Origin of the sequence: Enterobacter cloacae complex sp. P29RS, from assembly GCF_014893445.1 — a bacterium.
In the GTDB taxonomy this organism is placed as follows: Bacteria; Pseudomonadota; Gammaproteobacteria; order Enterobacterales; family Enterobacteriaceae; genus Enterobacter; species Enterobacter intestinihominis.
Genome location: NZ_JADBPZ010000023.1, coordinates 16,889 through 31,604, shown reverse-complemented (window position 1 = coordinate 31,604; position 14,716 = coordinate 16,889). Strand labels below are relative to the sequence as shown.

Sequence of the window (14,716 nt, the reverse complement as noted above, 5' to 3'; positions counted from 1 at the left end):
TTACACCGCCTGATGATGAGTGTCGTTTACGCCGGTTGCCAGCGTCATGATGTTTTCCTGAGAGATGTCGCGCCCGTGCAGTTCACCCGCAATGCTGCCTTCCCGCATCACGTACACCCGGTCGCTCATCCCTACTACTTCCGGCAGCTCGCTGGAGATCATCAGTATCGCAACGCCTTTGCGCGCCATCTGGTTCATGATGCGGTAGATCTCGCTTTTTGCGCCGACGTCCACGCCGCGCGTGGGCTCGTCCAGAATCAGAATGCGCGGGCCTATCGCCACCCAGCGGGAGATCAACAGTTTTTGCTGGTTGCCGCCGGAGAGCCCGCCCGCGCGCACCTGTGAATGGGGCACGCGGATATTGAGCAGGGCGATGGCGTCATCGGAAATCGACTGCGCTTTTTTGCGGTTCAGCCAGCCGAAGGTGGCGTCGCGCTCCAGCGTCGCCATAGTGATGTTCTCCTGCGCCGCCAGCTCCAGAAATAGCCCCTGCTCCTTGCGGTTCTCGGTAAGAAAACCGATGCCGTTCTCAATGGCCGCGCGCGGGGAGTGGATCACCACCGGTTCGCCGTCCACCTCAATCATGCCGCCGGTGGCTTTGCGCACGCCGAAGATCAGCTGCGCCAGCTCGGAACGCCCGGCCCCGACCAGACCCGCCAGTCCGACGATTTCACCGGAGCGCACCTGCAAACTACAGGGCTGCACTTTTTTGCCGTCGGTGAGGTGGTGGACGTTAAGACGCGGGCTGCCGAGGGGAATATCGCGCTCTTTGTTAAACAGATCGCTGAGCGGACGGCCCACCATCATGCGCACCAGCTCGGAGGCGTTGAGCCTGTCGCGCGTCAGGCTGCCGACGTATTGCCCGTCGCGCAGCACGCTGACGCGGTCCGAGAGTTCATACACTTCCGCCATCCGGTGGCTGATGTAAATAATCGCCATGCCTTCATCGCGCAGGCGCAAAATCAGTTCGAACAGACGGTGGGTTTCGCGTGAGGAGAGGGCGGCGGTAGGTTCGTCCATCACCAGAATGCGGCTGTTGCGGTGCAGGGCGCGGGCGATCTCCACCTGCTGCTGCTCGGCGATGGTCAGTTTCATGACCAGGTCGGTGGCGCTGAACTGCGCACCGAGGCGGTCAATGACCGCCTGCGCCTGGGCAGCCATCTCTTTGCGCTGGACCAGCCCGCCGCGCGACAGCTCGCTGCCGAGAAAAATGTTTTCCGCCACGGTCAGGTTAGGAGCAAGCTGCATCTCCTGATAAATCAGGGTAATGCCTGCGGCCAGCGCATCCTTCGGCCCTTTGATATGAAACGGCTTACCGTCGATGAGGATGTCGCCGCTGCTGGCGGTATAGGCACCTGCGAGGATCTTCATCAGCGTGCTTTTTCCGGCGCCGTTTTCCCCCATCAGCGCGTGGATCTCACCGGGGAAAACCGTCAAATCCACGCCCTTGAGCGCGTGGAAATTGCCAAAGGTTTTGGCAATGTGGCGCATCTCTAAAACCGGGGTTCTGCTCATGGCGGATCTCCTGTGAATGTCGATATCTGCACTTCATCACAGGCGCGTAAATGCAAAATGTCAGAAGCTGTTCATATTTGTCATAGTTATGAATAGCTAATCGCCATCACATTTTCCTTTTCCCTCTCCCTGTGGGAGAGGGCCAGGGTGAAGGCACCAATCCGCAGAGGAGCCCAAACCCATGTCTTCACGCCCCCCGTTCTTCACCAGCGCCCGCGGACGCCTGCTGATTTTTAATCTGCTGGTGGTCGCCGTCACGCTGATGGTGAGCGGTGTGGCGGTGCTCGGCTTTCGTCACGCCAGCCAGATCCAGGAGCAGGTCCAACAGCAAACGCTGGATGACATGACCGGCAGCATGAACCTCGCCCGTGATACCGCAAATGTGGCAACGGCGGCGGTGCGGCTGTCGCAGGTGGTCGGTGCGCTGGAGTACAAAGGCGAAGCCGAGCGGCTGAAACAGACGCAGATGGCGCTGCGCCACTCGCTGGATCAACTTGCCGATGCGCCGCTGGCGCAGCAGGAGCCGGCGCTGGTGGCGCGAATTATTCGCAGGAGTAATGAATTACAGCAGAGCGTGACGGGAATGCTGGAGCGCGGGCAAAAGCGGCATCTGGAGCGTAACGCGCTGCTCAGCTCGCTCTATCAAAGCCAAAGCTACCTGCGTCATTTGCAGGATATCAACCGCCGTTACGCGAGCAATGTGCCAGACGCCCGACAGCTTGCAGAGATGGACAGGCTGATCGTTGCCGCCATTGATACCCCTTCACCGCGCGCCACGGTGCAGCAGCTGGATGCAGTAACCGCGGGGTTACCCGCGAGCGCCCTGCAACCGGTGGCCAACCTGGTGCTCCCGGATTTTAATGATGAGCTGCGCAAGCTCGCACCACTGTCGACGCAGCTGGAGGAGAGCGATCTGTCCATCAGCTGGTACATGTTCCACATCAAGGCGCTGGTGGCGATATTAAACAGCGACATTAATCAGTACGTTGAACAGGTGGCGCAGGCTTCCCGGCTTCGCACGGCCCAGAGCCATCACGAGCTGCAATCCATCAGCGTGTTTATCAGCATCTTCGCGGTGCTGGCGCTGATCATCACCGGCTGTGCCTGCTGGTATATTTACCGCAATCTGGGCTCCAACCTGACGGCTATCTCAAGGGCGATGTCGCGTCTCGCTCACGGGGAGCAGGATGTGTCGGTGCCCGCGCTACAGCGGCGTGATGAGTTGGGGGAACTGGCGCGCGCGTTTAACGTTTTCGCCCGCAATACCGCTTCGCTGGAGCACACCACGCGGCTGCTGAAGGTGAAGACCTCACAGATGGAGGTTGACCGCATCGAACGTCAGGGGCTGGAGGAGGCGCTGCTGCACAGCCAGAAAATGAAGGCGGTCGGGCAACTGACGGGTGGCCTGGCGCATGATTTTAATAACCTGCTGGCGGTGATTATCGGCAGTCTGGAGCTGACCGATTCGGCATCACCGGACGCGCCGCGCATCATCCGTGCGCTTAAAGCCGCGGAACGCGGGGCCATGCTCACCCAGCGTCTGTTGGCCTTCTCGCGCAAGCAATCCCTGCAACCCCATGCGGTAGAGATGAAGCCGCTGCTGGAGAACCTGAGCGAGCTGATGCGGCACTCGCTTCCCGCCACGCTGACGCTGGATATTGAAGCGCAAACCCCGGCCTGGCCCGCATGGATTGACGTCAGCCAGCTGGAAAACGCCATTATCAACCTGGTGATGAACGCCCGTGATGCAATGGAGGGGCAAAACGGTGTGATTAAAATTCGCACCTGGAACCAGCGTGTGACCCGCAGCGACGGGCGCAGGCAGGATATGGTCGCGCTGGAGGTGATTGACCACGGCTGCGGGATGTCACAGGAGGTGAAATCGCAGGTCTTTGAACCGTTCTTCACCACCAAACAGACCGGCAGCGGCAGCGGGCTAGGGCTGTCGATGGTGTACGGCTTTGTGCGCCAGTCGGGTGGTCGCGTTGAGATCGAAAGCGCGCCGGGGCAGGGAACCACCGTGCGGCTCCAGCTGCCGCGCTCGACGCTGCCCGCGTTCTCCGATGATGTCGTGCTGGCGACCACGGCCCCGGCAGAAAGTGAGCTGCTTGTGCTGGTCCTGGAAGATGAGGCGGGCGTGCGGCAGACCCTGTGCGAGCAACTGCACCAGCTTGGCTACCTGACACTTGAAGCCGAAAACGGCGAGCAGGCGTTGAACATGCTGGACGCATCACCGGATATCGGCATGTTTATCAGCGACCTGATGTTGCCGGGCGGCCTGAGCGGTGCGGAGGTGATCGGCCATGTACGCAGCCACTATCCGCAGTTGCCGGTTCTGCTGATCAGCGGGCAGGATTTGCGCCCGGCGCATAACCCGCAACTGCCGGACGTTCCGTTACTGCGAAAACCGTTCACCCGCGCACAGCTGGCGCAGGCGCTGCGCAAGGTGATGGTAATTTGATTTGTCCTTCATTTTCAGAATTTAACTCCTGTTTCAGTCATTTACAGTCCCGTCTCGGCATGTAACTATCCTGATTTAACCCTATTTATTATCAGGTTTTTGTTATGGATAACTGGCTGGCGCTTTTTGACGGACAGACCCGTTACTTTCTGGATATTTTTGACAGTCCAGTGAAGCCGGATGTTTTGCGTTTTCGTGGCAGGGAAGCCCTGAGCGAGCCGTTCCGGTGGGACATCGAGTTCACCACCCCACAGGCGAGCATTCCTCCGGAACAGGTGCTGATGAAATATGCCACCTTCCGGATGCGAAGCGGCAAAAATGTCCACGGCATCGTCACCCGCCTGGAATGGCTGTCCACATCAAAAGACCAGTCTCACTACCGGCTCACGCTCAGTTCCCGTCTGGCGCTCCTGGGATACACCCGGCAGTGCGCCGTGTTTCAGAACCAGTCCGTTCCGGAAGTGGTGGAGCAGGTGCTGCGCAAGCACGGACTGGAGGGACCTGATTTTGAATTCAGGCTGGCGCGCACCTACCCGCCGCGTGAAATTATCACCCAGTGGCGGGAAACGGACCTTGAGTTTATCCGGCGTATTCTGTCCGAGGTGGGCATTTACTGGCGTACGGAGATGGACGACGTGCGCGGTCTGGATACGTACATTTTTGCCGACAGCCAGCTTAACTACCGGTTTGACGTGCGCCTGCCGTACCGCGAGCCATCAGGCCTGTTTGACGGCGCAGCAGAATCGGTCTGGGATGTGCGGACCTGGCACAGGGTTGCCACCGGCTCTGTCGCCACGCGGGATTACAACTACCGGACTGCCTCCACGCCGATGGATGCGACGGTCAGTGTACGTAACGATGCGGTCACCACCGGGGAGTATTACCGCTACGCAGCGCCTTACCGTGACGCAGGTGACGACACCAGCCCGGAGCCGGAAACCGAATCCGGCGCCTTTTATGCCCGCATCCACCACGAGCGGGAACTGAATAAATCAGCCCGCATCCACCTGTTCAGCAATGCTGCCCACCTCACGCCCGGGCAGGTGCTGGAGCCACAGGGCGATGTCATTACGGCCTTGAAGGAGGGGGTTATCCTCACGCTCGTGACCTTCCGGGGGGCCCGTGATTCCCGCCTGCACGTGTCGGTGTGGGGCATGCCCTACACCGAGCGTTACTGTTTCCGCCCGGCGGACATCCCGCGTCCGGAAATCCACGGCACGCTTCCGGCCCGGGTCGAGAGCCGGGAGAAAAATGATATTTACGCTCACCTTGACGAACAGGGACGCTACCGGGTGAAGCTCGACTTCAACCGGGAGGGGACGGAAGCCGGTTACAGCTACCTGTGGCTGCGGATGGCGAAACCGTATGCCGGTGACACGCTGGGCTGGCACACACCGCTCACAGACGGGACGGAAGTGGCGATTGCCTACAGCAACGGCGATATTGACCTGCCGTACATTGCGTATGCGCTGCACGACTCCGAACATCCTGACCTGGTGAACCGCGACAATCACACCCGGAACATTCTCAGAACTCCCGCGAACAACAAGCTGCGGATGGAGGATAAGCGCGGCGAGGAACACATCAAGCTCGCCACGGAGTACGGGAAAACTCAGCTCAACAGCGGACACCTGGTGGACAGCCAGGGGCAGCGTCGTGGCAAAGGCTTTGAACTCAGGACCGATGAGCACGGCGTTATTCGCGTCGCAAAGGGGCTGTTTGTCACCGCGGACGGGCAGCAGAAGGCCGCAGGCGGGGTGCTGGAGATGAGCACGGCACTCAGGGAGATCGACGTCTGCCTGAAACAGCTTCAGCAGCTGGGGATGGCGGCAGAGCAGGCGCAGGCGCTGAAGGCGGATATCGACAGCCAGATACAGATGTTTGAGCAGCGCCTGAAGCCCCTTAACGAAACCCTGCTGTTCTCTGCCCCGGAAGGCGTTGCCGTGAGCAGCGGGGAGCACATGCAGATGACAGCCACAAAAAACGTCGCCGTTAACGCCGGAGGGGATATCAGTGCCGGTGTCATGGGCAACATGACGGCGCTGGCGGGTGAAAAACTCGGGCTGTTTGCCAGAACGGGCCAGCTGAGCCTGAAAGCCAGTGAAGGCCCAGTGGAGATGCAGGCGCAGAACGGGAGAATGCAGCTGTTCGCGGAGAAAAAGCTCACCCTGTCGTCCGCGAGTGACATCACGTTTGCGGGCAAGAAGCGCATCACGCTCATCGGGGGCGGGAGCTACCTGCGGCTGGAGGCGGGGAGAATTGAGTACGGCACGACGGCGATGTATATACGGAAGGTTAAACGGACAATGGCGGCAACCCCAGCCACAATGCCGCTATCCATACCGCTTCTCCCGGGTCAGTATCCACCACTTAATGGCAAGATATGTATTGAGTGTCTCCTCAATGCCATTAAAGCCAACGACACTATCGTGCAGGGAGCGTAGTCAATGGATGTCACAAAAATGATGCATATGCTACCTGAATCAACTCACACCCATCTCTTTCTGTTGCTGGAAGGCGGTGCGCAAACATCGGACGCTTTTCAGGCTTTTTATAACGAACATGCGTCCTCTCTGTATTCACTTTATCTCCATCCGCAACTTGCAGAATTCAGAAACTATGGCCCCTGGTTATTTGCTTTAGAAAATAAGGAGGCGCTACAGCGTTATATTTATTCTATGCCAGGTTTAGTGGCTGTTATCGCCTCTTCACGTTCAGGATGCGCTTTAGCCGTTCAGCTTTCCGCGGCATGCACAATTATTTCGCCTGATGGATCAGCGGCTTTAGTGCGTTTTTATACCCGTGATGCCATGAATCTGCTGACGAGCTGTAACGATCGGGAATGGCACAGTATGTTATTCAGAGGGGTTTCACATTGGTGGACATCTGGAGAAAATGGATTGCATCCAGTAGATATTCCCCCTTCACGGGTAATAAATGCGAGAGACAGCACCATACGACTGAATAAAGAAGAATGGCTATATATCGCGGATGAACCGGTTGTGACTAGTGTGTTAACCGCATGGCAAAAGTTGCCCTCCAGCAAGCATTTTTCTCCTTGCGCACAACGCGATATGGTCAAAAAAGCACTGAGCAAAGCCTGCGAAGCGAAAATGAAAGCGGGCACAGAACAAAAACTGTATGCCCTTTTTTATCTTACTGGTGGTAAAAAGCTCGTGGAGTCTGGAGTTATACAATCTGCATTAGAAGATGTGGCTCAGGGAAAATTCTCGCTGGAGCAAGTCTTAAAAAATAACATTCAACATCAGGGATGAAAATAAACCATGGGATTTTTCAGTGCGTATAAAAGAATAGACGGTGCGGTTAACCGGGGTTATGCCCGCTGGGGAAAATGGATCTGGGGTGCACTGTTACTGCCGGTGGTGATTTATCTTGGCTGGTCGGTGTGGGCTGCGGTCTGGGGACCACCATCGGGGCCGGTAACGCTGATTATTCACAGTGAACTCGACAGGCCTGTTTTAGGGTTTAGCGTGAATGGTATGGCGGGAGGGAATGCGTTCGCGCGTGATAAAACAAATCCTTACGGGACTGGTCCTGGCGCAGCCACCTGCTGCGGTAGTGTCAGCGGGGATAAGGCTGAAGTGATCTGGACGCTCAGTACCACAAGAGCGCAATACGATGCAGGGCTACGTAAAGAAACCCGTACGTTAACAATTCCTTTGCCAAAACGTGAGTGGGGTGAAAATTATCTTCATACCTATTTCCTGCCAGATGACAAAGTCTATTTATGGTGGAGCACAGATTTTAACAGCCCTTCAGCCGATGATATTGCCGCACAGGTGGCGAAAAAACAGCGCCAGAATATGCACTGATTTTAAGGGATTAAAATGGGATTTTTTAACGCGTTCGACAAAATAGACAGTGCAGTTACCCGGGGTTATGCCCGCTGGGGAAAATGGCTCTGGGGTGCACTGTTACTGCCGGTGGTAATTTATTTTGGCTGGTCGGTGTGGGCTGCGGTCTGGGGACCGCCGTCGGGGCCGGTGACGCTGATTATTCACAATGAACTAGACAGACCTGTTTTAGGGTTTAGCGTAAACGGTGTGGCGGGTGCGAATGCCTTTGCGCATGGCGGGGGCGGAACCACCTGCTGCGGGACTATTGAAGGTGACATAGCTGAAGTAATCTGGACGCTTGATATAACCCATGCTCAGTATCTTAAAGGTATGCGTCTCGAAACTCGTCGCACAGAAATGCCTATGCCAGTACGGAAGCAGGGCGAAAATGATTTACACGTTCATTTCCTCCCGGGCGATAAAGTCCTTTTGGGATGGAGTGATAACGCATGGTCGCCTTATGAAACGCATCAGGAGAATGATAATGACAGGGAAACAGAATAATGGGATGGTTCGGTAAATATCAAAAAATAGACAGCGTCGTGAATCGAGGTTATGCCCGCTGGGGCAAATGGCTCTGGGGTGCACTGATACTCCCACTAGTGATTTATTTTGGCTGGTCGGTGTGGGCTGCGGTCTGGGGACCGCCGTCGGGGCCGGTGACGCTGATTATTCACAGTGAAATTGACAGGCCTGTTCTGGGGTTTAGCGTAAATGGCGTAGCGGGGGCAAATGCATTTGCTTATGGCGGGGGAAAGGCCACCTGCTGCGGCAGCATCAGCGGGGATAAGGCTGAAGTGGTCTGGACGCTCAGTACCACAAGAGCCCAATACGATGCAGGGCTACGTAGAGAGACCCGCAAGTTAACACTACCTTTGCCAAAACGCCAGTGGGGTGAAAACTATCTCCATGTTTATTTCCTGCCTGAAGATAATGTCCGGTTATGGTGGAGCACCGGATTCAATCATCCTGACTCCCACGATATTAAATATCAAACTACAGAATTAAAAAAAGGAAAATAACATATGGATATTGAAAGCCTTATTGCCGCGGCAAACCGGGCCCAGCAGGCGGAAGATGCTGGTTTAGGGAACTGTTCACGGATATGGCATTTGGGATTCTTTTTTGACGGGATTCATCGCAATATCGAACAGGATGCCCCGGAACATCGTCTCAGCAATATTGCCAGATTGTTCCGGGCATTTCCTGATGAAAGAGAAAACATACCAAGTATTACTTATAATGCTTTTTACATCTCAGGCCTGGGCACTCCTTTTAATGAAACCGTCGTTGAAAAGCTTCACACCGTCATGGACAGCGGTCTGGGCAGTATAAAGGATAATTTAAAAGAACAGCCCGGTGAAATGGCTAAAGAAGCGGCCTGGGATTCCATAAAAGGCAACAACTGGTACGAGATTTTAAAAAATCAGGGAAAGAAACTTATTAACCCTACAGAATGGAAAAAACTGGCCTCCGATACGGCAAGGAAAGCGGCTAAAAAAGTCAGTATCGAAGCAACCCCCTGGCTTCGTGATAACCCCGTTGTCGCAGATATGCTGGTAACGGGTGCTGATACCCGTATTGCATCGACCAAAATATCGTTTGAAGAGGGATACAAGGAAGCCGTTAAAAAAAGCCCGGTGCCCATTAAACTCATTTCTGTCTCCCTTTTCGGTTTTGACCTCGGTGCTACCCTGGCTCGTAAATTCCTCGACAACCTGCTGAAAGATATCTGTAAGAAAGAGGGGGATAAATACACCTACCAGGGTATACCCGTCGATATCGTCTTTACCGGCCTGTTTGACTGCTCAAGGCGCACATCGGCCAGCAACAACAACGGCGTGGATTACTTTATCTCTGCGTTTGGCGGGCCGATAAAAGGGATTAGCGTGTTGCTGGGGGACAAGTCCATCGACCAGGATACCCCCTTGCCTGAGTCGGTAAAGAAAAGCCTGCATCTGGTTGCCGCCCATGAAACCCGCGTCTGGCGCTGCCTGTACCGCACCGGCAATAACCCGGCGCACAAGGAAGAACTCTATCCCGGATGCGCGGAGGATATCGGCGGGGGCCTGAAACCGGACGAACAAAAGCCCAGTGCGGAACTCTGCCGCGTGGCGCTCCACAGGATGTACAGTGAGGCGACCATGGCGGGCGTGCCTTTTCCTGATTTTCAGTCGCTCGATAAAATAGATACTGATGTGGCTGCTTATTTCATCGTCCAGGACAACGTCAAAAACCAGTCCGTCCTGCAGTGGGCAGAGGCGTACCAGAGCGCACTGCCCTTTACTTCATTAAGTACCGCATGCCAGAACCGGCATCTGGACAGCTATATCGACTGGCTGGGGCGTCAGTATTACCAGTACCGCACGGAATGTATGAAATATGAAAAACAGCGCGGCGAGACGCTGGCCTCTGCTGGCGCATCGGCAGGGTTTGCAGGCATTACGCAGGAGGCGAAAGAGACCGCCGGGCAGTACGCGAATGAACTTGCTGTACTACAGCAAAACTGGGGATGGCTTGATGACGTAAAGAATGCGGCTATAAGAATGCGAAACAGTATGGAACAGAACCCTATGGACAGACGCCGGGATATCGTTCCGAACGTGTATGGACCCGCGCTGTGGCGTGCGAAGCGATTTCTGGACTATTTCCATGCGGCGAACCTCGGTAAACCCCAGCCGTTTCCCATAGATACGGCACCGTCAGAAATGTACGCATGGTTTGTACACGACCTGCAAACGGTAGACAAAGGCGCAGGTATTTCGCAGGACTTTTTTGTGATCCGCTCAATGGAGATGCCTGAGGCCTGATGAGTACTGTTAACAACAGAATTTGAGATTCCTCCGCTACACCAGCCAGTAGCCAGTCATTACCTTAAGGCCAGTTCACCTGCGAGTCTGGCCTTATGAAACGTTACTCTACCGCTCTGTTATTGGGTCTGCTGACTTTAACCAGCCAACTGGCGCATGCCGATGTGATTGATGATGCTATTGGCAATATTCAGCAGGCGATCAACGACGCCTATAACCCCGGCAGCAGCCGTAATGACGATGACGACGATCGTTACGATCGCAGCCGTCAAACCGACAGCCGCCAGTACGACGATCGTCGCCGGCAGTTAGAAGACCGACGCCAGCGCTTAGACGAGCGTCAGCGGCAGCTGGATGACGACCGGCGTCGGTTAGAGGAGGATGAGCGCCGGTTAGAGGATGATTACGATCGGTGGTAAACCCCGGTATCGCAACGCGTAGGCCGGGTAAGGCGCAGCCGCCACCCGGCAAAACCTAATCCAGCACCAGTACCATCCCGTCATACCCCGCTTCAATGCCGGACGGCAGCGGGTTATCCATCATCCAGACGTCAAACTGATGACTGATATGCGTCAGGATCACCTGCGGACAGCCAATCACCTCGTTCAGCGCAATCACCGTATTCAAATCACAGTGGTTGCGCGGCGTCTCCTGGCGCGGTTCATGGCTACAATCAATAATCATCGCCTGCGGCTGATTATTTAGCAGAAATGTCACCGTTTTATCCGGTAGCCCGGCGGTATCAGAAAGCCACGCCACGCGACTGTGGGCGGACTCCAGCAGATAGCCAAATGTGAGTTTTGAATGGTTGAGCGGCAGCGGCGTGACCCGCAAGCCCTGAAGTTCAAACGTCACAAACGGCTCCACCGTGTGGCTGAAATCCAGAAGGCCCGGATGTTTGAACAGGTCGTCACAGCCTGCGTCGTCCGGCGGACCGTAAACCGGAATGGTCGCCCCCACGCCCCAGCGCAGAGGAAACAGCCCCTGAACGTGATCCATATGATAATGGGTAAGCAAAAACTGCCTGAAACTCCCTGCGGGCCAGTCGTCCATCAGGTGTGGAATACCCGCGTCCAGCAAGGTGACCGCATCGTTGAATTTCACCGCCGCGCTGCAGGGGCGACGGCGATAATTTTCCTGTAAACGCGCCCGTCGGCACGCCGCGCAGTCGCAGCCAAACACCGGCACCAGCTGCGCCCCTCCCGTTCCTGTTAGCGTGATCGTCAGACTCATAACGCACCTCTACAGCGGTTTGGTGAAGCGGAAATGGCTTTGCGTATACCCTTCACGAACATAAAAACGGTGCGCGTCCACGCGCTTCACGCTGGTGGAAAGCTCGGTCAGCTCGGCGCCTGCCTGGCGTGCGATCTCCTCTGCCCAGGCCAGCAACTGGCTACCCACTTTCAATCCGCGCGCCTGCGGCATCACCACCAGCTCCTGGATCTCGCCGATCCAGCGGGCGTGGTGCAGGTGAAACTGCATGTGCAGGCCGATCATCCCGATGATCTTCCCGTCCAGCTCGGCCAGCTGGTAGCGCATATTGTGATCCTGCAAGTTGGCCAGATACCCGGCGTGAAACGCCTGATGATCGAACTCGGCCTGCTTAAGTTCGCAGATCAGAGCGTAAACGATCGGCGCATCGTCGGCGGTGGCGGGGCGAAGCTGGCAGTCAGGCATGCTGTTTCTCCTTCTGGCGAATAAGCGATAGAAAGGTCTCGACTGACTGTAGCAAACTTCCGTCGTTATTGAGGAGATGGCAACCCGACGGGGTGTAGCGCGCCGCACGTTCCAGCCGCTGGTCGATCTCGCGCGCGTTTTCGCGCCCCCGCTTTTGCAGCCGGCTACGCAGAACCTCCGGGGAAACCTGCAAACAGACCGGGAGCAGCGCCGCTTCGTACCGGGCGTGAGCCTGCGGGAGATGCGCCCGTGAGCCGTTAACCAGCACGTCGAACCCCGCGTGCAGCCAGAGGTCGATCTCAATGCCGACGCCATAGTAGTAACCGTTGGCATGCCAGCTTAGCGCCAGCAAGTTTTGTCCGGCGCGGGTAAAAAACTCCTGCTCGCTCAGGGCGATATGGTTTTCGCTTCCGGCGTTGGCATCGCGCGTGATATAGCGGTGCGCCACCAGCAGCTGTGAGTGTTCCCGCTGCCGTAACGCCGACAGCAGGCTGTCCTTCCCGGAGCCGGACGGGCCCATTAACCAGATGAGTCTTCCCATCAGAACACCCTTTTTCCCTGACGCCAGACGTGGTCGATATGAATGTGCTCGCCCTTACGGTGCGCCAGCACCAGATCGGCCCGTTTCCCCTCGGCGATTTCCCCGCGATCGTGAAGATTGAGCGCGGTGGCCGGGTTTTTCGTCACCAGGCGAATCGCCTGCGGCAGCGTGAAGCTATTGCCTTCGTCGTCCGCGACGCGGAAGGCCGCGTCCAGCAGGCTGGCGGGGTAATAGTCAGATGAGAGGATATCCAGCAGGCCGAGGGAGGCGAGCTTGCTTGCCGCCACGTTGCCGGAGTGTGATCCGCCGCGCACGATGTTCGGCGCACCCATTAGCACGTTCATGCCATGCTTACGCGATGCCTCTGCCGCCTCGAACGTGGTGGGAAATTCGGCGATCACGCTCCCAAGCTGGTGGGATTCGCGAACATGGTCGTGCGTGGCATCATCATGGCTGGCCAGGGCAATATTACGGTCCCGGCACATAGCGGCAATGGAGAGGCGATTCGGCTGCGACCACTGGGCCGCAAGCTGGAGCTGCTCTTCTTCGTAGCGCGCCATCTCCGCGTCGTTGAGCGCGTATTTGCCCTGATAGTATTCGCGATACTTTTCAATGTTGGCGAACTGGCGCTGCCCCGGCGAGTGATCCATCAGGGAAACCAGCGAGACCGGCTCGCGGCCCACCAGCTTTTCAAACAGCGGCAGGGTAGTGTGGTGCGGCAGCTCGCAGCGCAGGTGCAGGCGGTGCTCGGCGCGGTTGAGGCCGCGCTTTTGCGTCTCCTCCACGGCGTTGATCATCTTCTCCAGGTTCTCCAGCCGATCGCCGCCGTCGCGCACGTCGCCGATCGCCACCGCGTCCAGCACCGTGGTGATGCCGCTGGCGACCATCAGCGCGTCGTGGCTGCTCATCGCTGAATGCGCGGGCCAGTCGACCTTCGGGCGGGGCGTGAAAAATTTATCAAGATTATCGGTATGCAGCTCAATCAGCCCCGGCAGCAGCCAGCCGCCTTCGCCATCCATCGCGTCCGGTGAGCGGCTCTGGGTTTCAGCAAACGCGCGGATGACACCGTCCCGGACCTCAACCGAGCCGTTCACGACCTCATTTTCCAGTACCAGCCTGACGTTATTGATAATCATACGTTTGTCCCCATCGGGTGCAGTCTGTCCGCCACGCGATGGCGTACGGCGTCGTCGTGGAAGATCCCGACGATCGCCGCGCCGCGCGCTTTGGCCTGTTCGATCAGTTCCATCACCGCTGCGCTGTTCTTACTGTCGAGCGAGGCGGTGGGTTCATCCAGGAGTAAAATCGGGTAATCGACGATAAAGCCGCGGGCGATGTTCACGCGCTGCTGTTCGCCGCCGGAAAAGGTCGACGGGGCGAGGTGCCACAGACGCTCCGGTACGTTGAGACGCGTCAGCAGGCTGGCGGCTTTAGCGGCGCAGGTTTCGCGCGGCACGCCGAGATCCAGCAGGGGCTGCATGACCACGTCCAGGGCAGAGATCCGCGGGATCACCCGCAGGAACTGGCTGACCCAGCCGATCGTCGAGCGGCGTACTTCCAGCACCTTGCGCGCGGGAGCCTGGACCAGATCGACCCATTCATTGTTATGGCGGATATGGATATGGCCTTCGTCCGGCAGGTAGTTGGCATACAGGGAGCGCAGCAGGGTGGATTTTCCGCTGCCGGAATGGCCATGCAGCACCACGCATTCGCCGTTGCTGACCTCTAATGAGGCATTTTGCAGTACCGGCAGGCGGACACCGTTTTGCTGGTGGAGCACAAAGGTTTTACTGACATTTTCAACGTGGATCATTTTTGCCTCGCGATTCGTTTTGCCGGGTGGCGGCTTCGCCTT

Annotated in this window: 14 protein-coding genes; 8 read left to right on the top strand and 6 right to left on the bottom strand. The window is 57.0% G+C overall.

Going from position 1 to position 14,716, the window contains the following annotated elements; genetic code table 11:
* Complete coding sequence (locus IM282_RS17025; protein WP_023299107.1) at positions 1-1,515, bottom strand: sugar ABC transporter ATP-binding protein; 1,515 nt, start codon at positions 1,513-1,515, stop codon at positions 1-3.
* A gap of 181 nt (positions 1,516-1,696) precedes the next feature.
* Here IM282_RS17025 and IM282_RS17020 point away from each other — a divergent pair, with 181 nt between their 5' ends.
* The 8 genes from IM282_RS17020 (at position 1,697) to yjdP (ending at position 11,062) form a co-directional block, all read left to right on the top strand.
* Entirely contained in the window at positions 1,697-3,976 is a 2,280-nt protein-coding gene (locus IM282_RS17020; RefSeq protein ID WP_154850656.1) for an ATP-binding protein, read from the top strand.
* A gap of 104 nt (positions 3,977-4,080) precedes the next feature.
* Complete coding sequence (locus IM282_RS17015; RefSeq protein ID WP_126314493.1) at positions 4,081-6,420, top strand: type VI secretion system Vgr family protein; 2,340 nt, start codon at positions 4,081-4,083, stop codon at positions 6,418-6,420.
* 3 nt (positions 6,421-6,423) lie between these two features.
* Positions 6,424-7,251, top strand: coding sequence for a DUF4123 domain-containing protein (locus IM282_RS17010; RefSeq protein ID WP_192970658.1), 828 nt, complete (start codon positions 6,424-6,426; stop codon positions 7,249-7,251).
* 9 nt (positions 7,252-7,260) lie between these two features.
* Positions 7,261-7,809, top strand: a complete 549-nt coding sequence (locus tag IM282_RS17005; protein WP_192970657.1) for a hypothetical protein — start codon at positions 7,261-7,263, stop codon at positions 7,807-7,809.
* 15 nt (positions 7,810-7,824) lie between these two features.
* Entirely contained in the window at positions 7,825-8,337 is a 513-nt protein-coding gene (locus tag IM282_RS17000; protein WP_126314500.1) for a DUF3304 domain-containing protein, read from the top strand.
* Positions 8,337-8,855 (top strand): DUF3304 domain-containing protein, encoded by a 519-nt coding sequence (locus tag IM282_RS16995; RefSeq protein ID WP_058677492.1) that lies wholly within the window; start codon positions 8,337-8,339, stop codon positions 8,853-8,855. Before IM282_RS17000 ends, IM282_RS16995 begins: the two co-directional genes overlap by 1 nt.
* A gap of 3 nt (positions 8,856-8,858) precedes the next feature.
* Positions 8,859-10,643 carry a DUF2235 domain-containing protein gene (locus IM282_RS16990; RefSeq protein ID WP_126314502.1) on the top strand — a complete coding sequence of 595 codons (1,785 nt, stop codon included), beginning with the start codon at positions 8,859-8,861 and terminating at the stop codon, positions 10,641-10,643.
* Between the two features lie 95 nt (positions 10,644-10,738).
* Positions 10,739-11,062 carry a DDRRRQL repeat protein YjdP gene (gene yjdP, locus IM282_RS16985; protein ID WP_017382647.1) on the top strand — a complete coding sequence of 108 codons (324 nt, stop codon included), beginning with the start codon at positions 10,739-10,741 and terminating at the stop codon, positions 11,060-11,062.
* 55 nt (positions 11,063-11,117) lie between these two features.
* Here the strand turns inward: yjdP and phnP are convergent, their stop codons facing one another.
* From phnP to phnL, 5 genes are read right to left on the bottom strand one after another with little or no spacing between them, the layout of a single operon-like run.
* The gene (phnP, locus tag IM282_RS16980; protein ID WP_023305273.1) at positions 11,118-11,876 is read right to left on the bottom strand and encodes a phosphonate metabolism protein PhnP; all 759 of its coding nucleotides are present in this window, start codon (positions 11,874-11,876) and stop codon (positions 11,118-11,120) included.
* Positions 11,877-11,885: 9 nt separating this feature from the next.
* Positions 11,886-12,320: an aminoalkylphosphonate N-acetyltransferase gene (gene phnO / locus IM282_RS16975; protein ID WP_022646777.1), complete on the bottom strand. Its 435-nt coding sequence runs from the start codon at positions 12,318-12,320 to the stop codon at positions 11,886-11,888.
* Positions 12,313-12,864 carry a ribose 1,5-bisphosphokinase gene (gene phnN / locus IM282_RS16970; RefSeq protein WP_032670903.1) on the bottom strand — a complete coding sequence of 184 codons (552 nt, stop codon included), beginning with the start codon at positions 12,862-12,864 and terminating at the stop codon, positions 12,313-12,315. The genes phnO and phnN overlap by 8 nt, the downstream gene beginning before the upstream one ends.
* Entirely contained in the window at positions 12,861-13,997 is a 1,137-nt protein-coding gene (phnM, locus tag IM282_RS16965) for an alpha-D-ribose 1-methylphosphonate 5-triphosphate diphosphatase (protein WP_192970656.1), read from the bottom strand. The genes phnN and phnM overlap by 4 nt, the downstream gene beginning before the upstream one ends.
* Positions 13,994-14,674 (bottom strand): phosphonate C-P lyase system protein PhnL, encoded by a 681-nt coding sequence (gene phnL / locus IM282_RS16960; RefSeq protein WP_022646780.1) that lies wholly within the window; start codon positions 14,672-14,674, stop codon positions 13,994-13,996. Before phnL ends, phnM begins: the two co-directional genes overlap by 4 nt.
* Positions 14,675-14,716 lie beyond the last annotated feature (42 nt).